Below are 21,123 nucleotides of genomic sequence, written 5' to 3' on the forward strand. Positions count from 1 at the left end.
GAAAAAAGTAAAACTACACTGTTTTAACTATTTCATCAAAAGTACCTATTTTATCAATAATTTTCAGTTCTAATAGCTGATTTTGAATATTGTTTAACATTTCTTTGGATAATTGTCGTTGGGACCATTCCGTAAGTGAAAGCCAATCCTGAATATCGTTTATTTTTTGATGGTATTCAAAAGCCAGAATACTGTCAATTCCGCTAATGGATTTGAATGAAGTGGTCATTTTGTTAATTATTTGTAGTATCTGACGGATTGTTTCCGGATTTTTTTCCAGTATCTCATCACGAACAGCTATCACAAAACACGGCCATGGAGTAGGGCAGTCGGCTATTTTTCTAAAAATACCTTTATCGACTAACGGTTTAGTCATAAAACGTTCCCACATAAAATAATCGGCAGTTTCATTGGTTAAAGCTTCTACAGCACCGTCAATTGTATTGACAATTTCAAACTGAAGGTGTTCTGTTTTCCAATTTTGATTGTTTGCGTTTACATAAGCCATTAATTGAGAACCTGAACCAAGTCTTGAAATAGCTGCTTTAGTATTTTCAAGATCAGATAGTGTTTCATATTTTGATTTTGAAGCTACATGAATCCCCCATATTAAAGGCGAATCTACATAAATCTGAACAATCTTAGACGGATTCCCGGCTACAATATCTTTTACAATTCCTTCAGTCAGGATCACCGCAATATCGGTTTCACCTTCACGTAACATCTGACACATTTTTCCTGTGCCTTCAGGAACATCGGTCCATTGTAAATCGATTCCTTGCGCTTCAAATTCTTTGTTTTCTATGGTTAAATGCCAAGGGAGATTAAAGTGTTCCGGTACTCCGGCTATTTTTATTGTTTTCATTAAATTATTTTTATTACAGATATTAATTACTTTATGGTTGCTAAATCAATTTATATAAAGCATAACGAATTAATTTATCAATAGTTTCATGTGGATTTTCGCTAAATGTCCCATCGGCACGATTAGCTACAATGGCGTTGAGCGAAATAGCATGATGTCCTAAAAGCGCTGCTAATCCGTAAATAGCAGCAGTTTCCATTTCGAGATTGGTAATTTGCATTCCGTTGAAACTAAATTGATCCATTTTTCTGTTCAAATCAGGATCCTGAATTTTTAAACGTAAAACACGTCCCTGCGGACCGTAAAATCCCCCGGAAGTAGCGGTAAAACCTTTTTGGAATTCAATGGAACAAAATTGGTCTTCCAGCGCTTTGCAGCAGCGAATTACATAAGGTTTTCCTTTTTGTAAATCCCAGTTTGTCTGTTCGATAAAAGCAGATTCGATTTCAGTATTTGAAATACTGTCAATACAATAGGAGTGAAGCATATTGTCCAGACCTACAGCATATTGACTCATCACAAAACTGTCAACAGGAACAGATGACTGCAAAGAACCCGATGTTCCTATTCGGATAATATTTAAGGGATACAGTTTTTCTTTTGTTTTTCGGGTGGCAAAATCGATATTGACTAAGGCATCCAGTTCGTTCATAACAATATCAATATTATCAGGACCAATTCCGGTTGAAATTACCGATATTCTTTTGCCTTTATAAATTCCCGTCTGTGTTTTAAATTCTCTTTTTTGAGTGGAAAATTCAATGGATTCAAAATACGCTGTGACTTTCTCCACCCGATCCTGATCACCTACAAAAATAATATCCTGTGCGATATTCTCAGGTTTGAGATTGAGGTGGTAAATACTTCCATCGGGATTTAGAATTAATTCTGATGCTGCTATCATTCTTTTTTGAGTTGCTGAGTTACTAAGATGCTAAGTTCTGTTTAACTGAATATTGTTTAGCCTCCAACACGTTTAGTTTTAAACCCTTTTTCCTGTAAAATTTTCATGATTTTATCACGATAATCTCCCTGAATAATGATAGCTCCTTCTTTGAAAGTTCCGCCCACACTTAATTTGGTTTTGATTTCTTTAGCTAAAATTTTAAAATCCTCATCATCACCTTCGTAACCTTCTATTATAGTTGTAACTTTTCCTTTTCTTTTTTCAAATTTACAAATCAAAGGTTCTTTTTGAACGAATAATTTGTGTGGCGTATCCTCATTTTTTTCAGGCTCATTGGTTGGAACATGGTCTGGAAATAAGTTTTTTAACTGGTCTTGTAAGTCCATAATTTTTTATGTTAAATCAATTTATCGGAGTTATTTTTTAATCAATCCTAAGTCGACTAATCGTTCGTACAGAAAATCTCCTGCTGTTATATTTTCAAATTGTTTTGGATTTTGTGCGTCAATACAATTCTCAAGACAATCCAGCGGCATATCACTTACAGGATGCATAAAAAAGGGCACTGAATAGCGGGAAGTACCCCATAATTCTTTTGGGGGATTAACAACCTGATGTATGGTCGATTTTAATTGATTATTAGTATGTCTTGACAACATATCGCCCACATTTATGACTAATTCATCGGGTTTGGCTATAGCATCAATCCATTCTCCATCGTGGTTTTGAACCTGAAGTCCTTTGCCCTGAGCCCCCATTAAAAGTGTAATCAGATTAATATCACCATGAGGAGCTGCTCGAATTGCATTCTCCGGCTCTGAAGTAATGGGCGGATAGTGAATAGGTCTTAAGATGGAATTTCCTTCTTTGACATAATTATCAAAATAAAATTCGTTAAGCCCCAATCGTAAAGCCAATGCACGAAGGACATAAATTCCTGTTTTTTCAAGCATCTGGTATGCTTCTTTTCCTATTGAGTTAAATAGGGGTAATTCTGTTACATTTATATTTTCAGGATATTCAGAAGCATATTTTGAATCTTTGGATACATATTGACCAAAGTGCCAAAATTCTTTTAAATCCCCTTCTTTTCTGCCTTTGGCATGTTCTTTTCCAAAAGAAACATAGCCTCGTTGGCCCCCATTTTCCGGAAATTCATATTTTTTTTTAGTCTCCAATGGCAGGCTGAAAAAAGCTTTAATCTGCTGGTATAATTCTTCTACTAATTGCTGATCCAGAAAGTGACCTTTTAAAGCAACAAAACCAATATTTTCAAAAGCATTTCCTATTTCGTCAACGAATTTTTGTTTGCGTACAGGATTTTCTGAAAGAAAATCATTTAAATCAACGCTGGGGATATTTTGCATATTATTTTATTTTGATAGCATTTTAAGAGTTTTGACTTCTCCTTACAAATGTATTTAATAAATATATAAACTAAAATCATCCGAAGAAAAATAAGCTTGTAAATTTAAAGATATTCACTCGCGGAATTTTTTAAAATCACACTTTAATTTATGTAAGTTAATATATCTATATGTTAAAAATATATGTTTTTTATCGTATTTTTGGTTTATTATGTCGATTATGTTTGGTTTTTAAATATTTTTGTTGCAAATAAAGAATCCGGTGAAGCATCTTAGTTTTAAAGATTTTAATCTTATCGTTTTAATCCTGCTTTTTTCTTACAAGGGTATGACCCAAAATACTGTCACGGATTCTAATCGCAGGATGGAATCATTTAGTACCACAGGAAGTAATATAACAACAAGTAGTGGCAGTGTTTCTTATTCTGTGGGGCAGTTATTTTATGCCGGCATTGAAACAGCTGATTTTAATGTAGCTCAGGGAGTTCAGCAAGCAGAAGTTAAAGAAACTCTAAGTACTAAAAATGAGAGTATTCTGCCTAAGACACTAATGTTTGTTTTTCCCAATCCAGCAAAGGATTTTATTTATTTAACTACAGTAGAACTTGCTTTAGAAAAAGAATTAATAAGTTATAAAATTTTTAATCTCCACGGGATGCTTTTAAAGCAAAGTAACATCAGTCAGGAAGTAAGTAAAATATATTTAAATGATTTAATGCCTTCACTTTATCTGCTTCAGGTTTATCAGAATAATAAACTTTTAAAAACGTTCAAAATAATTAAAAAATAAAGTAATGAAATTTATAATTAACCTATTGTTTTTTTTAATTTTTGCAGTTAATATATGGGCTCAGTCACCGGAAAAAATAAGCTATCAGGCGATTATAAGGGGGCAGGATAATAGTCTGATTGTTAATTCTAAAATAAGTCTTTCAATTATTATTCATCAAAATTCATCAAAAGGTACTACTGTGTTTCAGGAAACACATACTGTGTATACCAATAATAATGGACTTATTTCTGTTGAAATAGGAACCGGGAACAATATTAGCGGGAGTTTTGCAAATATACCCTGGGAAAGAGGACCCTTTTTTATAGAAACACAGGTAGATGCAAGCGGTGGAACTAATTATAACCTCATAGGAGTTACACAACTGTTGAGTGTTCCTTATGCATTACATGCTAAAACGGCGGAAAGGTTAATATCTACGGATAACATTAACCCTTATAAAGCTAAAATTGTTATATTTAACTCTTCCAGAAACGTTGCTGATTCAGATATAAACAATACCATTGAATGTACTTCATCTGCTACATTAACTTTGACCAACGGATTTGAAAATATGCTGAATGGCGATACCATTAATTTAGAAGCTCACAATGGTGCTGTTTTAACCATACAGGCATCTCCGGGAGTTCAGATAAACTATAATGAAAATGGAAAAGCAGTATTTAGTAGTAGTACAGGAAATGTACGATTTGGTTTTCTGAGAAAAACAGATTCGAATTCCTATATAATATCAGGACAATGAAAAAATTAATTTTCTTTTTATTCTTTTCAACGGCAGTTTTTTCACAAAATTATCAGTATGCTATAGATGAGGTTCCGAATAAAACTCCGGCTTCATCAGAAATGAGTACTAATCAACGTGAAGAAATTGAATATTTTAATGCCTTTTTACTACCTGTCACACAAAAAATGAGTATTCAGGCAGCTTTAGACAGATATGGTTCTGTACGATTAGAAAAAGGAGATTATTCGGGAGTAAATATAGTTTTACACAGCAATCAAAGGCTTTACGGACATCTTTCATTGACGAAAGTTTCTAATATAACTATTGCATCGGGGACTACTAATGTAAAAATCCATAATATTATTTCATCAGGCGGAATTAATTTTCAGGCAGGATCAGCAATAAGCAATTCGGAATTCAAAAACATAGAATCTTCTGTAATACGTTCAGTGGGAGGTATTATTGAAAATAATATTTTTATTAACCTTTCAAGATGTGTTTTAAACTGGGATATGAGTAATTCCGGATATTTTAGAAACAATAAAATAATTAAGCACCGTATTCATGCGTATTATCCGCAAATAATAATGAAGGGCAATAGCAGTACTCCCAGTTATGGAAATGTACAATTGTGGATAAACATGCTCACTCCCGGCGGTAATGGAGCTGAAATTGATAATCTCAAAACTTTAACCTGGGTTGGAGTGGATTCAGAGAGCTGGAACTGGTATAATTACAGTAATAAACCGTTAATAGAAATGAAAAATATGGGAGACGTTAAAATTGCTTCTATTTCAGGAGGAAATTTAACTGCTACGCCAACACCTGTTTTTGATATTGCAGCTGAGAATGTCTCCATTTCAAGAAAATATATCAGTTCTAAAGCAGCTAAAAAAAGTATTTTACGGGGAAATACGAATATGTTTCTGATAGACAGTAATTCAGAAGATTATGATACCGACGAAACAAATGCAAGATTTGATTTTAAAGCTTATTTTAATTCTAAAAATATTTCTTTAAACGGTCTGGATATCAGCGGGCCTGTAACCGATATTTCTACAATAAATAAACTCAGCAATACTATTTCAGGAACTCAGAAAAAACCTTGGGAAAGGCCTGTTTTTGAAGCCGTTCCCAACCCTGCAGGTGACAACTGGAAGGCAAACAGAGCCGGAAAAACAGATCAGGCGGCATATATCCAGAATCTGATCAACACTAATAACATTGCTGAATTAGAAGAAGGTATTTATTATATAGGTTCTACATTAACTATCAGGAGTAATCAGGGAATTATAGGTAAAGGAACCGGTAAAACCGCCATTGTAGGTTTAAAAGATGATTTTCCGCTTATTACAGGAGAAAATACCAAAGGTGAGGTTAAGTTCTATCTGTCAAATTTGACTCTTCAGGGTGGTAGTACAGGTCTTAGAATACATCCTTTAAACGGCTCTCAGATTTCAGTGAGTGCCTGTATCTTTAGACATTTAGTTTTTAGAAACCAGAATTATGGTATTCATTTAGATAAGTTTTATGGATTTGATAACAATTTTATAGAACACGTGAGTTTTGTAAACACAGCTATTGGTTTCTTTCAGGAGGTTGATCCGCTTTATAAAGGAGTAGGAGAAGCAGCAACAATGATGTTTATGGATAAGGTTGTTTTTTACAAATGCCAATGGATTAATAATACGAAAGCACTGAGTTTACTATCATTCAGAGGATCCAATTTAAATGCGTGGATAGATTGCAGTTTTGATAATAATAAAATTGTTGCCGAAATGAGAAATTATGTTTCACCACTATTTGCCAATTGTAATTTTACAAACAGCAGTGGAGATTATGTAATAGGCGGAGAATCAAAAGTTGAATTTTATTCCTGCTTGTTTGATAAGAATACTACCAATGCTACTTTTAAATTATATGGAGCCTATTTAGAAGGCTGTAAACTACTGGATCATTCTAATTTATTTAAGACTTTTTCATCCACTGCCTTTATCAGTAATTCCACAATAACAGGAGAGGTAGGAACTTTTAATTCTGGTATGATCATTAATAGCAATATGCTTTCCAACTCAGGTTTTAATAAGACTCTGGTAAATGTTAATTCTGGAAAACCAACTGTAATTATTGACTCTAAACCAAATCCTTATCCTCAGCTCTTAGTGACTCATTAAAACAATAAATACTTTTAAAGAAAACACCAGTTTTGGTGACTTATGAATTATTGTTTTAATTATCTAATTTAAAAATTTCACTTTTTTTGATTCCTAAAATCTTAACTAGTTTATCCAGTTTTGATAATTTCAGATCATCAATTCCTCTTTCGATATTATTATATTTTTTTACACTTATTTCCATTTGAATGGCTATATATTCCTGAGTATGATTATTCATTAACCGATACTCTTTAATCTTTGAATAGTAATTTTTCATGGCCTTAATTTTTTAATACTAAATTTTATTTAGTTATTAACTGAACAATTTTATGTATTGAATAATTTAAAAACTAACCGTTCTAGGCATTTTCAGAATCTATTTTGTATCATCAAAAAATAGCGATACATCAAATTTGAATATAAATTCTGTTGAAACATCCAGAACTTTTGAAATTTCCATTAGTTTAGAAACGGTTAAATCGACATCACCTCTTTCAATTTTACCATACCCACTGGGACTCATTTTCAGTTCTGCTGCTACATACTCTCGGGTTAAGTTTTTTAATTCTCTTATTTTTCTAATATTTTCGTATACTTTCCTATTCATAAAAAACAATTTATTAGCTGCAATTACTGCTTGATATATAAATTAATTTTAAAACAAAAAAACTGCTGCTTTTATTTTATAAATTCAGCTCTTTATACTCTTTACTATAAAAATATTTTATTGACGTTTGTAAATTTTACGTTAAAACATTATTAATATTAATTTTGCATAAAAAACATCTATATAACGGTTTGTTTTGGGAAATATTGTAAAAAAAGCCAATAACGCTACATTATTATCATCAATATTAATTTTTAATAAAATTATTCTAATTGTATGAAAAGTAATTAATTTATCGACAACAAACATAAAAAAACGATAAACTGCATTTTTTTGCTCTGATAATCAGACAAATAAATTTTTGTTTTAAATCCACAAAAAGCAATCTTTTTAGAATTGTTTTTTTAAACATGTTTTACTTTTAAAACATATCCTAAAGATTCTAAAATCAGAACATAATGTGTTTTTGTTATATCTTTCACAACAGCATTCTGTTTGCAAAAAGGACCTGAATTCAGATGTATTTTGTCACCTATCTGATATTGCATAACCGATATTTCTTTGGCGGTATCTCCGTGCTTAAGCCATTCTTTAATAGTTTCAATTTCTTTATCTTTAACTACTGCATGCTTACCGAGCCAAAATAAATACCGGACTATACCGGGAGAATTAAATACCAGATTTCTGTCTTTTTCTGCCAGCTGTACAAATATATAATGATCAAAAAGAGGAACTTCAACCTTAATTTTTCTGTCTGATCTTTGTTTTACTTTTTTAATAGTGGGACAATAACAATTTACTCCGAATTTAGTTAATTGCTCAGAAGCTCTCTTTTCCCATTTGGGTTTTGTGTAAACTACATACCATTTCATACTGTTATATTTATAAGTTCTGTTTCATTTTATTTAGCCTGGTGAAGGATATTTATACAATGATGTCTGTTGGTAACAGATGGTTTAATATGTTGACTGTCAATGTATTTTTAACCGAAAACACTAGGATTAGACATTGCTAAAATAAATTTACCGTCCGAAATTAGCTTATTGCTTTTCTATTTTTTTTTCCTGATTAAGGATTTATAACCACTAAATATTTACTTTAAATATTTCTTATCAGTCTAATTTTACCCTTGTTATCATACTATAATTTTTAGAGGATAACAACGATTTAAATTTCTGTTTTTATATCAGTAAGATTTAAATCTTTAGTAATAATTAAAAAGTAAATTTTTAATTTTTTACAACTTTTAATTCTTTTTTGGATAGTTAAAATGTAACTATTCACGGGGTACCCTTATTCAATTTCCAAAAATAACATCATATAAAACCGGAACAGGTTTTATTCTCACAGTCTAAGTACCAAAAATGATTTTTTAATTTTTAAAAAACGAAAAGATGAAAACCGGAATAACATTTAGTGCCTTTGATTTATTACATGCGGGTCATGTTAAGATGCTTGAAGAAGCAAAACAGCATTGTGATTATTTAATAGTGGGTTTACAAACTGATCCGACTATAGACCGTCCTACAAAAAATAAACCAACTCAGTCAGTAGTTGAGCGTTACATACAACTTAAAGCCTGCAAGTTTGTTGACGAAATTGTACCTTATGCAACAGAGCAGGATTTAGAAGATATTTTAAAGTCTTTTACTCTTCATTTACGTATTGTAGGAGATGAATATAAAGACAGAGATTTTACCGGAAGAAGTTATTGTGAAAAAAAAGGAATCGAATTGTATTTTAATACGCGGGATCATCGTTTTTCCAGCACTTCTTTGCGTCAGGAAGTATATCAAAATGAACTCTTAAAAGTTATATAATGAAAGCAAATACTATAACTAACGTAATTTTGACCGGGGGAGTTGGTAGCCGACTATGGCCTCTTTCGAGAAAAAGCCTGCCCAAGCAGTATCTGGATCTCTTTGACGGAGAATCACTTTTTGAAAAAACAGTCACCCGGAATCAAAGCTTTGCAACTAAGACTATAGTTGTGGGGAATATTGAAAATCATAAAATGACCGATGCAATTATGGCAAAATTCGATACCACTTTTACTCATATTGTCGAAGCTGTTCCCCGCAATACTGCTGCTGCAATTGCTTTTGCCGCTTTTGCTTCCAATCCGGAAGATATTTTACTGATTTCACCATCTGACCATATTATAGAAGACGGTAAATTTTATAATGAAGCTCTTGAAAAAGCAATTGAATTGGCTAATGAGAATTATCTGGTCACATTTGGTATCAAACCTACTAAACCCGAAACAGGATATGGTTATATTGAATTTGAAAATGAAAATGTAATTGCATTCCATGAAAAGCCAAATTATAAAATAGCGACAAAATACTTAAAAAAAGGAAATTACTTTTGGAACAGCGGACTTTTTTGTTTTAAAGCCGGAAAATTTTTAGAAGAGCTTCAAAAACAGGAACCCGAAGTTTATCAGGCATCAAGAAAAGCCTGGGAATCCAGTAAAAAAGGATTCTTAGATTATAAACTGTCGTTAGAAATTCCATCAATAAGTATAGATTATGCTGTCATGGAAAGAAGTAAAGATATAAAAGTAGTGCCGGCTCATTTTGCCTGGTCTGATTTGGGTTCCTTTGAATCTGTCTACGATTATTTAGTTCAGAGAAATTATCCGATGGATACCAATAAAAATATAGTAATAGGTACCTTAATGCATACCACATTTATAGGTGTTAAAAACTGTATTCTGGTTTATACTGCTGATGCTTTAATGGTTTTACAAAAAGAAAATTCTCAGGAAGTAAAACAAGTGTACCAACAATTAGAATCTATTGCCTCGCCATTGTTATAAGTATTCCGGAATTGTTAAAAAATCCAGTACCTTTATAATGAAGATGTTGTAATTGCATTTCTAAATTAATTTTAAATAAAATAGTCTTAAAATGATTGATAAGAATTCTGTAATATATATTGCCGGACATAAAGGGATGGTAGGTAGTGCCATTTGGAGAAAACTGACTAGTGAGGGCTATGTTAATCTTAATGGGATCTCAAGCAGAAAATTGGATTTAAGAGACCAGAAAGCAGTTCGTAAATACCTTCAAAAGACAAATCCTGATGTTATCATTGATGCTGCAGCAAAAGTAGGAGGTATTTTGGCCAATAATAATTTTCCCTATGAATTTCTAATGGAAAATATGCAAATTCAAAATAACCTTATCAGCGAAGCCCATTATCTGGGAGTAAAAAAATTCATTTTTTTAGGGAGTTCCTGTATTTATCCAAAATTAGCACCACAACCATTAAAAGAAGAGTATCTACTAACGGCTCCTTTGGAAGCTACTAATGAATGGTACGCTTTAGCAAAAATTACCGGTGTGAAATTATGTGAAGCTATACGTCAACAATACGAAAAAGATTTTGTGAGTCTGATGCCTACAAATTTATATGGAACTCATGATAATTTTGACTTAACAAGTTCGCATGTTTTACCTGCAATGATTCGTAAATTTCATGAAGCTAAAGAAAATAATAATGCCGTAGTAGTGCTTTGGGGAACCGGAACACCCATGCGGGAATTTCTTTTTGTAGATGACATGGCAGCGGCAGTAGTTTTTGCATTAGAAAATAAATTACCTGATTATCTCTACAATGTAGGTACAGGAGAGGATTTAACCATCAGTGAATTAGCACTGATGATTCAAAAGATTGTAGGTCACACTGGCGATATTGTCTGGGACAGCACTAAGCCGGACGGAACTCCCCGCAAATTAATGGATGTTTCCAAAATGCACAGTATCGGATGGAAACATCGGGTCAATTTAGAAAGCGGTATTCAGAAAACCTATGACTGGTTTTTGGAAAATATCGAAAATTTCAAAATAAAAGAATTTTAAATTCCCGGAGTTCCGGTTATAATTTTCCTTTTTAAAATTACAATACAACTTTAAACTTTAACACTTTTGCGATTATTCGCCTAAATGCCTTGTGCCTTATATTAAAGATATGAATCAGATAAAAAAAACAGCTTTCATTACGGGAGTAACAGGTCAGGACGGAGCTTATTTAAGTGAATTTTTACTTAAAAAAGGCTATATCGTTCACGGATTAAAAAGACGTTCTTCATTATTTAACACGGACAGAATTGATCATTTGTATCAGGATCCGCATGTTGAAAACCGAAATTTCATTTTGCATTATGGCGATATGACTGACAGTACAAATCTAACGCGACTGATTCAGGAAATTCAGCCTGATGAAATTTATAATTTGGCAGCTATGAGTCACGTAGCCGTATCATTTGAAACTCCGGAATATACCGGAAATGCTGACGGTTTAGGAACTTTAAGACTCTTAGATGCAGTTCGTTTGTTAGGGTTAGAAAAGAAAACACGCATTTATCAGGCGTCAACTTCTGAATTGTACGGAAAAGTACAGGAAGTACCGCAGTCTGAAACAACACCATTTTATCCACGCTCTCCTTATGCAGTAGCTAAAATGTATGCTTTCTGGATTACGGTAAATTACCGAGAAGCTTATGGAATGTATGCCTGCAACGGAATTTTATTTAATCATGAATCCCCTATTCGTGGAGAAACCTTTGTAACACGTAAAATTACAAGAGCGACCTCAAGAATTGCTTTAGGATTACAGGACAAATTGTATTTAGGAAACCTGGATGCAAAACGGGACTGGGGGCATGCTAAAGATTATGTACGAATGATGTGGATGATTCTGCAGGCTGAAGAACCGGAAGACTGGGTAATAGCTACGGGAACAACCACTCCTGTTCGCGAATTTGTACGCATGAGTTTTGCTCAGGTAGGGATTGAATTAGAATTTAAAGGAGAAGGTATTGATGAAAAAGGCTATGTGAAATCCTGTAGTGATCCTGATTATCAGGTAGAAATAGGCAAAGAAGTTCTGGCGGTTGACCCGGAATATTTCAGACCTACCGAAGTAGATTTACTAATAGGTGATGCCACAAAAGCACAAACTAAACTAGGCTGGAAATGCAAATATGATTTGGCAGAACTGGTAAAAGACATGATGCAATCAGATTTAAAACTGATGAGAAAAGACCAATATCTGAAAGAAGGAGGTTATACAATCTTAAATTATTTTGAATAAAAAATGCTAAAAAAAATTGTAAATATTTCTCCGGGAACTTTCAGACTTATTTTAGCTTTAACAGTTGTGGTATTTCATGCTGTTTCCTTTATATCTTTTGGTCACGCCGTGGTATATATGTTTTTTGTACTAAGCGGTTATTGGATTTTTAAGATGTATTCAGAAAAATATTTAAAATTTAATGATTCTTATTGGGTGTACCTGAGAAGCAGATTTTTAAGATTATATCCTGTGTATTGGGTGATTTTATTTTTCACATTAAGCTGTTACATCATTCTGCCGGGAGTTTGGGAAGTGGTTTTAGAAAATTCTAAAGATAGCGTAATTTCTAATTTTGTTTCTAATTTCTTTGTTGTAGGCAACGGAATAAAAAACAAGTACTGGTTTATACTTCCTGCCTGGTCTCTGGCAGTTGAATTACAATTTTACATTATAGCTCCAATTTTAGTTTGGCTGCAAAAAAGTAAAAAAACACTTTTTACCTTTTTTATAATAAGCAGTTTAGTCGTAGTAATTTTAGTTTATTTCAAAGCAAAAGTTACGGGATATGATTCTGTTTTATTGTATTTGCCTTATTTTTTACTTGGTGGTTTAGTCTATTTCTGGGATTTGAAGGTGAATTATAAATGGGCAAAAATAGCTTTGCTGCTGGTTGTCAGCTTAATTGTAGTAAGTCATTTTTTTACAGATTTTCGCATGATTTTGTTAGATAAAGAAGAACGCTATATCTTCTTAGGCTATTCTGTTTCTGAAGTTTTTAACTGCGTACTCACAGTAGTTATTTTACCTTTTATTATTTATAACATCAGACAGCCGGTTAAAGATTTTAAAAAAGATTCTTTGCTTTCTTCTATGTCATTTGTAGTTTATCTGCTGCACTGGCCATTATTACAAATTTATTCTCTGGCGGTTCAGACTGCTGCCTCTGGCGGTATTAAAATCATTTATGCATTCCTGTACTTTACAGGTTGTATAGGTTTTTCTTATCTTTTAAGTAAATATGTAGACATGGAATTGGAAGATAAACGAAGAGTCTGGATGAAAAAATTTATGCAAAAAAGAGCCATAATTTAAAACAGTTTTGATAAAAAATCTAAATATTAAGTTCCGGCAACCCTTTGTAGGCTATCGATTTTGTATAAATAATTATAGAAAACAAAATACCCAAATGTTACAAAAAATTAAATCCCATAAATATTATGATAAAACACTTCAATGGGGAAAAAAATTAAGCATTACCGGATCAGCTCAGATAATTATTCAGGCGGTAGGTTTTGCAAGCGGAATTTTAATCATCAGACTTTTGTCTACTCAGGAATATGCGCTGTATACATTAGCTAATACCATGCTGGGAACAATGCTTATGCTGGCAAACGGAGGAATCTCGACAGGAATAATGTCTATTGGAGCAAAAGTTTGGGAGGACAAAGAAAAGTTAGGTGTCGTTTTAGAAACAGGACTGGAATTAAGACGGAAATTTGCAATAGTGAGTTTATTAGTTGCCACTCCAATTTTAGTTTATTTATTAGTACATAACGGAGCCTCCTGGGTAACTACCCTGCTAATTGTAGCCGCACTTATACCCGCATTTCTGGCCGCTTTGTCTGATTCCCTTTTAGAGGTTGTACCTAAATTGCATCAGGATATCCATCCGTTACAAAAGAATCAGGTTATCGTAGCTATGGGACGGCTTTTGCTCAATGTGTTGTTAGTATTTTTATTTCCGGTAACCTTTATAGCGTTATTAGCCAATGGAATTCCGCGTATTTATGGAAATATTCATTTAAAAAAAATTGCTTACAATAATGCCGATTCAACACAAAAAACAGATGAAAAAGTAAAAAAAGAAATCCTGTTTTTTGTAAAAAGAATGCTTCCGGAAACCATATTTTTCTGTATTTCAGGTCAGATAACAATCTGGCTTCTGTCAATTTTCGGTTCAACAAATTCTCTGGCAAGTATTGGTGCAATAGGCAAACTTAGTATGGCTTTTAATTTGTTTTCGGTAATCTTTGGTATGCTGATAGTTCCCAATTTTGCTAAGTTAAAAGAGGATAGCGGCTTACTTTTAAAAAAAATCTTCTATGTTAGTATTGGATGCATTATTTTGTCTCTTTTCGCTATTTCTTTTACTGATTTTTTTTCGAAAGAACTGCTTTCTATATTAGGTAAAGATTATAAAAATCTGAATTTTGAATTAGTACTCAGTATCATAGGTGGATGTATCACTTTTTTTCAGGGATGTATTTTTGGTTTAAACAACAGCCGGGGATGGATTATAAATCCACTTATTTACATCTCCATTATGATTGTAGTGCTTATAGTGGCAGTGCAGTTAATAGATGTTTCTACTTTATCAGGAGTACTTTATTTAAATATTGTTGTGGCGTCCTCACAAGCTCTAATGCTGCTTTATTACACTTTTTTCAGAATTTTTAAGATTAAAAATCAAGTGGTTTGATTATGCAGCCATTAAATAAGAAATAAATGCAAAACAGTTATTTTTTCCAGCAATCTCTTTTTGTAATCAGATATCGTTATTTGATGAAAATGAGTAGTTTTTTTAGAAAAAATTACTATCGCTTACAGGGAATGAGAATTGGAAAAGGAACAGTAATCCCTAAACTTTACACTACCTGGCCTCATCAGGTTGCTATAGGGAATAATTGCATACTGGAACACCATATCTATTTTAAATATGATGGTATCTGGAAAGAAGGTTTTTCAATTGAAATTGCTGATGATGTTTTTATAGGATCGGGTTGTGAATTTAATTGTACAAGCAAAATTGTAATAGGCAAAGATGCTTTGATTGCATCAGGTTCCAGATTTATAGATCACAACCATGGCACTTCTGTAGAACATATCATGCGTAATCAGCAATCTTCACAACAAGCCATAGAAATACAGGAGGATGTCTGGATTGGTTGTAATGCAGTGGTACTTAAAGGCGTAATTATAGGAAAAGGAGCGATAGTTGCTGCCGGATCAGTGGTTACAAAATCAGTGCCTTCTTATGAAATCTGGGCTGGAGTTCCCGCAAAAAAAATTGGTTACAGAAAATGACATTCTGCAAAACTGAAGAGACAAACAAGTAACAGTGTAAAGAATGATAAAAATACTTTTTTTATGCGGATCTGCGGCTCCGGGCAAAGATGGAGTGGGGGATTATACCCGCCGTTTTTGTGCAAGATTAATTCAATTAGGACATGAAGCTCAGCTTTTATCTTTGTGTGATCTGCAGGCGGAAGCTTATATCAGTGAAAATCAAATTGTCGAAAAAACAGCTGTATTGGCACACCGAATACCCAGGTCTGTAGAAAATATGCAGCGGTTGTTGTGGGTACAGTATATTATAAACGACTTTCAGCCTGATTGTATTTCTTTGCAATATGTACCCTATAGTTTTAATCGTAAAGGATTGCCTTTCTGGCTGCCTTCTTTTTTTAAAAAAATAAAAGGGAATCATCAATGGCATATTATGTTTCATGAACTATGGATTGGAATGGATGTAAATGCTTCATTGAAAAACAGGATTATTGGTTTTTTACAGAAACTTTTAATTCTGAAAATGTTGAGGACTAACTCCGGCATAACAATTAGTACCCAAACACATTTATATCAATCTAAACTGGCATCTTTAGGATATGATGCAATGATACTGCCTTTGTTCAGCAATATTATTAAAAAGTCAGTTACAGTTAAAGAATCCGCTGAAGAGGCTGAAGAGCTGAGGTTCTGTATTTTTGGAACAATTCATTACGGCGCACCGGTAACGAAATTTATTGAGGAGTTAAAGCAGGTTCTTACTACAACAAAAAATAAGAAATCATTAAATTTTATTTTTATAGGTCACTGCGGCACCGCTATTGAAGAATGGAAAAAAGTCCTCCAAAAACACCAGATTAATTTTGAAATTACAGGATTTGTTACTGATCAGGAAATCAGTTATTTTTTGTCACATTCTCATTATGGTATTTCTACAACTCCCTATATCTTAAATCAGAAAAGCGGCAGTCTCATGGCTATGTTTGATCATCATATACCTGTTTTATGTGTAGCCAGAAACTGGGATGTGAAAGGGTTTAATCAGCAAAGTTTCTCAAATCTGATTAATTATAAGAATCAGGAGTCAGTAAAAGAATTTCTGGATAAAAAGTTTATCGCATCTACTGAAAACAAACTGGAATCAGTTGTATCACAATTTTTAAAAGGATTAAGAAAATAAGGAATCAGTTTATGGCGAGTATAAAATATTTGTGGAATAACAGAGTACAGTTTGATCTATTTAGTAAACCTTTTTTTATTTGCTGGGCTAAACGGCTACTAACTTTTCCCGAATTAGTTAAAAGCAGCAGCAGAAGAAAAAAGCTCATAAAAAAGGGTGCAAAAATAGCTGAAACAGCCGAAATAGGAATTGCAAAAATCGAAGGCAAAAAGGAATATTTGTCCATTGATGCCTTTACGACACTAGGCAGAGTAGAAATTGCTCTTCATGAAAAAGTGAGTATCGGTAAATATGTTTGTATAAATGACGGAACAGTAATTCTGAGCGCCTCACATGATGTTTCAGATCCCTTATGGCGCCATAAAAAAGTTCCCGTTCTTATTAAAGATTATGCATGGATAGCCACTAATGCAATTATTCTGCCTGGTGTTACTATTGGTAAAGGGGCAATCGTGGGAGCCGGAGCTGTTGTAAGTAAAAATGTCAGTGATTATGCAATTGTAACAGGAAATCCTGCGAAAGAAATTGAAAAAAAAAGAACTAATGTGCTGGATTATAATCCGTGTGATTTTCTTGCAGCAAATAACGCCTGGCTAAAATGATACTATTTTCACATCCAACCTTAAATGCAAATGCAAAAGCATTAATTAATGGTTTATTAAAAAATAAGATTTTATATAAACTATTCACATGCATCGCCATTTTTGAGGAACAGTTCTTATTTAAATTGGGAGAGAATCCTAAACTGAAAGATTTAAAAAGAAGAAGATTAGCGGCTTCATGGAAACCTTATACACTATCTAAATCTTTTTTGGAATTTGGACGTTTACTAGCTTCAAAATTGAAATTAAATTATCTGATCAAACATGAAAAAGGAGTTTTTTGCATTGATAAGGTATATAAAAATCAGGATAAATGGGTAGCCAGAAGTTTAGCAAAATCAAAAAAACAAGGATTAAAGGCTGTTTATGCTTATGAGGACGGAGCGTTAAAAACTTTTACAAAAGCAAAAGAGTTAGGCATTAGCTGCATTTATGATTTGCCTATCGGATATTGGAAAAGTGCCCGCTTATTGATGGAAAAAGAATTCGAAATTAATCCTGATTGGTCAGATACGCTGACAGGGTTTACCGATTCAAAGGCAAAGCTGAATCAAAAAGATCAGGAACTGGCCTTAGCAGATGTCATTTATGTTGCCAGTAGTTTTACTAAAAAAACATTAGAAGATTATTCCGGTAGTTTAGCAGAAATAAAGGTAATTCCGTATGGTTTTCCTGAAGTCAGTATTAAGAAAGAATATACCGCTCTTGAAGGACGAAAACTCAGAGTTTTATTTGTAGGAGGGCTGTCTCAACGAAAAGGAATTTCTTACTTGTTTGATGCGGTCAACGGATTGCAGGATAAAATAACGTTGACTGTTGTGGGACACAAAGCAATTCCTGATTGTGTGGCTTTGAATGATGCTTTAGAATCCCACAACTGGATTCCTTCGTTATCCCACGATCAGGTATTAGCCTGTATGCGTGAGCATGATATTTTTGTTTTTCCTTCTCTTTTCGAAGGCTTTGGACTGGTTATTACAGAGGCAATGTCTCAGGGAGTTCCGGTCATTACAACAGATCGCACCGCCGGACCTGATTTGATTAATAACGGTGTCGATGGATGGATTGTTCCTGCAGCTTCATCAGTGGCTATAAAAGAAGTATTTCTTCAGATACTAGAAACCCCGGAAATACTAAAACAATTTGGACTGGCAGCTCAAAGTAAAGCTAAAACAAGACCTTGGTCTGTTTATGGACAGGAAATGGTTGAGTCACTTTCGTCATTACAGGCAATAAAAAATCAGAATACATGCATCTAACAAAAGAAACCACTGCGCCATCCCACAATTATCTCAAAGGAGCTATCTGGCTTTACTTTATACTTTGGATATTTGAAGGAGCTTTACGCAAATGGATTTTACCCGGACTAGCTACACCATTATTGGTGGTAAGAGATCCTGTTGCCATCTATATTATTGTGCAGGCTTTTTATTCAGGTGTAAAATTTCTTAATCCGTATGTTGTTTTAGGTTCAGTATTTACCCTGTTGAGTTTAGCCATTACGTTAACTTTTGGGCACGCTAATTTATTTGTTAGTTTATACGGAGCCCGAATTATGCTGCTTCATTTTCCATTAATTTTTATAATTGGTGCTGTTTTTAGTAAAGAAGACGTACTCCGGACAGGTTACTTTTTTATGTGGACAAACATATTAATGGCCGTAATTGTTTACTTTCAATTTATCAGTCCGCAAACAGCTTATATAAATGTAGGTCTGGGAGGCGAGGGAAGTTCCGGTTTTTCGGGAGCAATGGGATATAGCCGGCCTTCGGGAACTTTTTCCTTCATTACCGGTTTGTCCTGTTTTTATATTGCAACCGCTGTTTACATCTTTTACTTTTGGTTGTCTAAAGAAAAATGCTCCAAATTTTTATTGATTAGCAGTACACTGGCTTTAATTTTTGTGATGCCGCTTACTATTAGCCGTGGTGCAGTTATGGGAGTTCTTGTAGTAGGCTTTTTCTCAATAATGGGTTCCAGTACGAGTGTAACCAGACTATTTAAAATTCTTTCGATTATTATAGTTTTTGTCGGAATCGTTATTATCCTTAACAGTACAACATCTATTTTTAGTTTGGGAACTGAAGTTTTTTTAACCCGTGTAGATAATGCCAATCAGGGGGGAACAATCAAAGAATCAATTTTCTTAAGAATGTATGATAGTTTCAAGGATCCCATCATGGATTTGTTTGATAAACCGTTGTTTTTAGGCAACCTGGGAATGGGGACAAATGCTGGAGCCCAAATGCTGAATGGAAACAGGCATTTTATAATTTCTGAAGGAGAAATAGGCAGGCTGGCGGGGGAGCAAGGCTTAATTTTTGGAGGTTTACTCATTGGTTTACGGTTATTTTTATCCATTGATTTGTTTTTAGCTTCTATCAAAGTTTTAAAAAAAAACAATGATATCCTCCCTGTAATTTTTTGTGGTACTGTCTTGTTAGCCATCACTCAGGGGCAATGGGCACAACCTAGTATTCTGGGAGCAGCCATAATAGTTTCAGGACTTTTACTAGCGAGTATAAACAGCGATAAGGAAATAAATTAGATGAAAATTATACTTTTTACTCATCCGGATTTTTTAGCTCACCAAAGTATGCCCCGATTTGCCCGGATGATAAGTGAGGGCATGGTTCAAAAAGGACACGAAGTGATTGTATGGAGTCCTAAAGCATTTTTTTTTAAACTGGCTTTAAGAAAACCATTTTTGCAAAAATGGCTGGGTTATCTGGATCAGTATATTGTATTTCCCCTGATAACCAAACTAAAAGTAGTTGGTTGTACAAGCGATACTTTATTTGTTTTTGCCGACAATGCTTTAGGGCCCTGGATACCGTTAGTTCATAAAAGAAAGCATGTGGTACATTGTCATGATTTTTTGGCACAGCAATCTGCTTATGGATCGTTAGCAGAAAATAAGATTGGGATAACAGGCAGGTATTATCAAAAATTTATTCATTGGGGATACAGTAAGGCTGAAAATTTTATTAGTATTTCAATTAAAACACAAACTGATTTACACTCTTTTTTAACAAAGTCTCCTAAATTTTCAAAAGTTGTTTACAATGGTTTAAATCAAAAAATTGAACCTGCAAAAAATAAAGCAGTGATACGCCAGTTATTAACGGCTAAATTTGGGATTGATTTATCGCAAGGATATATTCTGCATGTAGGAGGAAATGCTTTCTATAAAAATAAATTAGGAGTACTCGAAATTTATGATCAGTGGGCTCAGGAATACAATACACAAGTACCTCTGGTTTTAGTGGGCGAATCTCCTTCTCCGGAATTAGTTGTATTTAAAGAAAAATCTAAATTTTCAAAATCGATTTATTTTATCACCAATATTGATGATTTTCAGTTGCAACATTTTTACCAGGGCGCTACTGTAATGCTTTTTCCTTCGTTATATGAAGGTTTTGGATGGCCAATAGTAGAAGCAATGGCAGCGGGTACTCCGGTAATTACTACTGATGAAAATCCGATGAAAGAAGTAGCTGGAAATGCAGGTTTTTATATACCTAAAAAAGTATTTCAGGCAGAAGAATTTATACAATGGAAAGCCATTGCTGCCAGAGAATTAGAAAAGGTTATGCAGTTAACTCCGGAGCAAAATAGATTAGCGATTGAGAAATCGATTTTGCGTTCAAAGGAATTCTCATCTCAGGGTTTTGTGAATGCCATAGAAAAAATATACAAACAAATTTTGCTGAATTAAAAACAGGTTTCAGTATTAAAATGATTTTTCCAATCAGTCAGTAACATCCAAAATCATCC

General features: G+C 33.5%; 22 protein-coding genes. 15 read left to right on the forward strand and 7 right to left on the reverse strand.

Annotated elements, in window-relative coordinates:
* Window positions 1-13: 13 nt before the first annotated feature.
* Genes ACSV4D_RS16565 through ACSV4D_RS16580 form a run of 4 tightly spaced genes read right to left on the reverse strand, consistent with a single transcriptional unit; the run spans window position 14 to window position 3,139 of the window.
* Window positions 14-865 (reverse strand): substrate-binding domain-containing protein, encoded by an 852-nt coding sequence (locus ACSV4D_RS16565; protein WP_439229141.1) that lies wholly within the window; start codon window positions 863-865, stop codon window positions 14-16.
* Between the two features lie 40 nt (window positions 866-905).
* On the reverse strand, window positions 906-1,769 hold the full coding sequence (locus ACSV4D_RS16570; protein WP_439229142.1) for a nucleoside phosphorylase: 864 nt from the start codon (window positions 1,767-1,769) through the stop codon (window positions 906-908).
* A gap of 56 nt (window positions 1,770-1,825) precedes the next feature.
* Window positions 1,826-2,158 (reverse strand): translation initiation factor, encoded by a 333-nt coding sequence (locus ACSV4D_RS16575; protein ID WP_439229143.1) that lies wholly within the window; start codon window positions 2,156-2,158, stop codon window positions 1,826-1,828.
* 30 nt (window positions 2,159-2,188) lie between these two features.
* Entirely contained in the window at window positions 2,189-3,139 is a 951-nt protein-coding gene (locus tag ACSV4D_RS16580; RefSeq protein ID WP_439229144.1) for an isopenicillin N synthase family dioxygenase, read from the reverse strand.
* A 328-nt stretch (window positions 3,140-3,467) separates the two neighbouring features.
* Between ACSV4D_RS16580 and ACSV4D_RS16585 the strand changes: the two genes are divergently transcribed.
* From ACSV4D_RS16585 to ACSV4D_RS16595, 3 genes are read left to right on the forward strand one after another with little or no spacing between them, the layout of a single operon-like run.
* Entirely contained in the window at window positions 3,468-3,929 is a 462-nt protein-coding gene (locus tag ACSV4D_RS16585) for a T9SS type A sorting domain-containing protein (RefSeq protein ID WP_439229145.1), read from the forward strand.
* Window positions 3,930-3,933: 4 nt separating this feature from the next.
* Window positions 3,934-4,671: a hypothetical protein gene (locus ACSV4D_RS16590; protein ID WP_439229146.1), complete on the forward strand. Its 738-nt coding sequence runs from the start codon at window positions 3,934-3,936 to the stop codon at window positions 4,669-4,671.
* Window positions 4,668-6,827 (forward strand): hypothetical protein, encoded by a 2,160-nt coding sequence (locus ACSV4D_RS16595; protein ID WP_439229147.1) that lies wholly within the window; start codon window positions 4,668-4,670, stop codon window positions 6,825-6,827. The genes ACSV4D_RS16590 and ACSV4D_RS16595 overlap by 4 nt, the downstream gene beginning before the upstream one ends.
* Before the next feature lie 55 nt (window positions 6,828-6,882).
* Here ACSV4D_RS16595 and ACSV4D_RS16600 read toward each other — a convergent pair whose 3' ends face one another.
* The 3 genes from ACSV4D_RS16600 to ACSV4D_RS16610 form a co-directional block, all read right to left on the reverse strand.
* Entirely contained in the window at window positions 6,883-7,086 is a 204-nt protein-coding gene (locus ACSV4D_RS16600) for a helix-turn-helix transcriptional regulator (RefSeq protein WP_408082249.1), read from the reverse strand.
* Between the two features lie 99 nt (window positions 7,087-7,185).
* A complete protein-coding gene (locus ACSV4D_RS16605; protein ID WP_408082248.1) occupies window positions 7,186-7,416 on the reverse strand; it encodes a helix-turn-helix transcriptional regulator in 231 nt (76 codons plus the stop codon).
* A 404-nt stretch (window positions 7,417-7,820) separates the two neighbouring features.
* Window positions 7,821-8,288 (reverse strand): UpxY family transcription antiterminator, encoded by a 468-nt coding sequence (locus tag ACSV4D_RS16610; RefSeq protein WP_439229148.1) that lies wholly within the window; start codon window positions 8,286-8,288, stop codon window positions 7,821-7,823.
* Between the two features lie 522 nt (window positions 8,289-8,810).
* Here ACSV4D_RS16610 and ACSV4D_RS16615 point away from each other — a divergent pair.
* The 12 genes from ACSV4D_RS16615 (at window position 8,811) to ACSV4D_RS16670 (ending at window position 21,064) form a co-directional block, all read left to right on the forward strand.
* A complete protein-coding gene (locus ACSV4D_RS16615) occupies window positions 8,811-9,236 on the forward strand; it encodes an adenylyltransferase/cytidyltransferase family protein (RefSeq protein ID WP_439229149.1) in 426 nt (141 codons plus the stop codon).
* Complete coding sequence (locus tag ACSV4D_RS16620) at window positions 9,236-10,237, forward strand: mannose-1-phosphate guanylyltransferase (protein WP_439229150.1); 1,002 nt, start codon at window positions 9,236-9,238, stop codon at window positions 10,235-10,237. Before ACSV4D_RS16615 ends, ACSV4D_RS16620 begins: the two co-directional genes overlap by 1 nt.
* Before the next feature lie 91 nt (window positions 10,238-10,328).
* Window positions 10,329-11,282: a GDP-L-fucose synthase family protein gene (locus ACSV4D_RS16625; RefSeq protein ID WP_408082244.1), complete on the forward strand. Its 954-nt coding sequence runs from the start codon at window positions 10,329-10,331 to the stop codon at window positions 11,280-11,282.
* Window positions 11,283-11,391: 109 nt separating this feature from the next.
* Entirely contained in the window at window positions 11,392-12,516 is a 1,125-nt protein-coding gene (gmd, locus tag ACSV4D_RS16630; RefSeq protein ID WP_073246672.1) for a GDP-mannose 4,6-dehydratase, read from the forward strand.
* Between the two features lie 3 nt (window positions 12,517-12,519).
* Window positions 12,520-13,590 carry an acyltransferase family protein gene (locus ACSV4D_RS16635; RefSeq protein WP_439229151.1) on the forward strand — a complete coding sequence of 357 codons (1,071 nt, stop codon included), beginning with the start codon at window positions 12,520-12,522 and terminating at the stop codon, window positions 13,588-13,590.
* Between the two features lie 94 nt (window positions 13,591-13,684).
* On the forward strand, window positions 13,685-14,977 hold the full coding sequence (locus tag ACSV4D_RS16640) for a polysaccharide biosynthesis protein (protein WP_439229152.1): 1,293 nt from the start codon (window positions 13,685-13,687) through the stop codon (window positions 14,975-14,977).
* A gap of 26 nt (window positions 14,978-15,003) precedes the next feature.
* Entirely contained in the window at window positions 15,004-15,582 is a 579-nt protein-coding gene (locus ACSV4D_RS16645; protein ID WP_439229153.1) for an acyltransferase, read from the forward strand.
* Window positions 15,583-15,625: 43 nt separating this feature from the next.
* A complete protein-coding gene (locus ACSV4D_RS16650) occupies window positions 15,626-16,744 on the forward strand; it encodes a hypothetical protein (RefSeq protein ID WP_439229154.1) in 1,119 nt (372 codons plus the stop codon).
* 11 nt (window positions 16,745-16,755) lie between these two features.
* Entirely contained in the window at window positions 16,756-17,346 is a 591-nt protein-coding gene (locus ACSV4D_RS16655; protein ID WP_439229156.1) for an acyltransferase, read from the forward strand.
* Window positions 17,343-18,605 (forward strand): glycosyltransferase family 4 protein, encoded by a 1,263-nt coding sequence (locus tag ACSV4D_RS16660; protein ID WP_439229157.1) that lies wholly within the window; start codon window positions 17,343-17,345, stop codon window positions 18,603-18,605. Before ACSV4D_RS16655 ends, ACSV4D_RS16660 begins: the two co-directional genes overlap by 4 nt.
* Window positions 18,596-19,894 carry a hypothetical protein gene (locus ACSV4D_RS16665; RefSeq protein ID WP_439229158.1) on the forward strand — a complete coding sequence of 433 codons (1,299 nt, stop codon included), beginning with the start codon at window positions 18,596-18,598 and terminating at the stop codon, window positions 19,892-19,894. The genes ACSV4D_RS16660 and ACSV4D_RS16665 overlap by 10 nt, the downstream gene beginning before the upstream one ends.
* Window positions 19,895-21,064: a glycosyltransferase gene (locus ACSV4D_RS16670; RefSeq protein WP_439229159.1), complete on the forward strand. Its 1,170-nt coding sequence runs from the start codon at window positions 19,895-19,897 to the stop codon at window positions 21,062-21,064. It begins immediately after the preceding gene.
* Window positions 21,065-21,123 lie beyond the last annotated feature (59 nt).

It is taken from the genome of Flavobacterium sp. ARAG 55.4, assembly GCF_051846875.1.
GTDB classification, from domain to species: Bacteria; Bacteroidota; Bacteroidia; order Flavobacteriales; family Flavobacteriaceae; genus Flavobacterium; species Flavobacterium plantiphilum.

Excerpts from the sequence above, each read along its gene's own strand:
- ACSV4D_RS16655 (WP_439229156.1), top strand. The coding sequence starts at position 16,756 with ATGGCGAGTATAAAATATTTGTGGAATAACAGAGTACAGTTTGATCTA.
- ACSV4D_RS16565 (WP_439229141.1), bottom strand. The coding sequence starts at position 865 with ATGAAAACAATAAAAATAGCCGGAGTACCGGAACACTTTAATCTCCCT.
- ACSV4D_RS16665 (WP_439229158.1), top strand. The coding sequence starts at position 18,596 with ATGCATCTAACAAAAGAAACCACTGCGCCATCCCACAATTATCTCAAA.
- ACSV4D_RS16575 (WP_439229143.1), bottom strand. The coding sequence starts at position 2,158 with ATGGACTTACAAGACCAGTTAAAAAACTTATTTCCAGACCATGTTCCA.
- ACSV4D_RS16625 (WP_408082244.1), top strand. The coding sequence starts at position 10,329 with ATGATTGATAAGAATTCTGTAATATATATTGCCGGACATAAAGGGATG.
- ACSV4D_RS16620 (WP_439229150.1), top strand. The coding sequence starts at position 9,236 with ATGAAAGCAAATACTATAACTAACGTAATTTTGACCGGGGGAGTTGGT.
- ACSV4D_RS16605 (WP_408082248.1), bottom strand. The coding sequence starts at position 7,416 with ATGAATAGGAAAGTATACGAAAATATTAGAAAAATAAGAGAATTAAAA.
- ACSV4D_RS16615 (WP_439229149.1), top strand. The coding sequence starts at position 8,811 with ATGAAAACCGGAATAACATTTAGTGCCTTTGATTTATTACATGCGGGT.
- ACSV4D_RS16570 (WP_439229142.1), bottom strand. The coding sequence starts at position 1,769 with ATGATAGCAGCATCAGAATTAATTCTAAATCCCGATGGAAGTATTTAC.
- ACSV4D_RS16585 (WP_439229145.1), top strand. The coding sequence starts at position 3,468 with ATGACCCAAAATACTGTCACGGATTCTAATCGCAGGATGGAATCATTT.
- ACSV4D_RS16650 (WP_439229154.1), top strand. The coding sequence starts at position 15,626 with ATGATAAAAATACTTTTTTTATGCGGATCTGCGGCTCCGGGCAAAGAT.
- ACSV4D_RS16660 (WP_439229157.1), top strand. The coding sequence starts at position 17,343 with ATGATACTATTTTCACATCCAACCTTAAATGCAAATGCAAAAGCATTA.
- ACSV4D_RS16600 (WP_408082249.1), bottom strand. The coding sequence starts at position 7,086 with ATGAAAAATTACTATTCAAAGATTAAAGAGTATCGGTTAATGAATAAT.
- gmd (WP_073246672.1), top strand. The coding sequence starts at position 11,392 with ATGAATCAGATAAAAAAAACAGCTTTCATTACGGGAGTAACAGGTCAG.
- ACSV4D_RS16645 (WP_439229153.1), top strand. The coding sequence starts at position 15,004 with ATGCAAAACAGTTATTTTTTCCAGCAATCTCTTTTTGTAATCAGATAT.
- ACSV4D_RS16670 (WP_439229159.1), top strand. The coding sequence starts at position 19,895 with ATGAAAATTATACTTTTTACTCATCCGGATTTTTTAGCTCACCAAAGT.
- ACSV4D_RS16635 (WP_439229151.1), top strand. The coding sequence starts at position 12,520 with ATGCTAAAAAAAATTGTAAATATTTCTCCGGGAACTTTCAGACTTATT.
- ACSV4D_RS16595 (WP_439229147.1), top strand. The coding sequence starts at position 4,668 with ATGAAAAAATTAATTTTCTTTTTATTCTTTTCAACGGCAGTTTTTTCA.
- ACSV4D_RS16590 (WP_439229146.1), top strand. The coding sequence starts at position 3,934 with ATGAAATTTATAATTAACCTATTGTTTTTTTTAATTTTTGCAGTTAAT.
- ACSV4D_RS16580 (WP_439229144.1), bottom strand. The coding sequence starts at position 3,139 with ATGCAAAATATCCCCAGCGTTGATTTAAATGATTTTCTTTCAGAAAAT.
- ACSV4D_RS16640 (WP_439229152.1), top strand. The coding sequence starts at position 13,685 with ATGTTACAAAAAATTAAATCCCATAAATATTATGATAAAACACTTCAA.
- ACSV4D_RS16610 (WP_439229148.1), bottom strand. The coding sequence starts at position 8,288 with ATGAAATGGTATGTAGTTTACACAAAACCCAAATGGGAAAAGAGAGCT.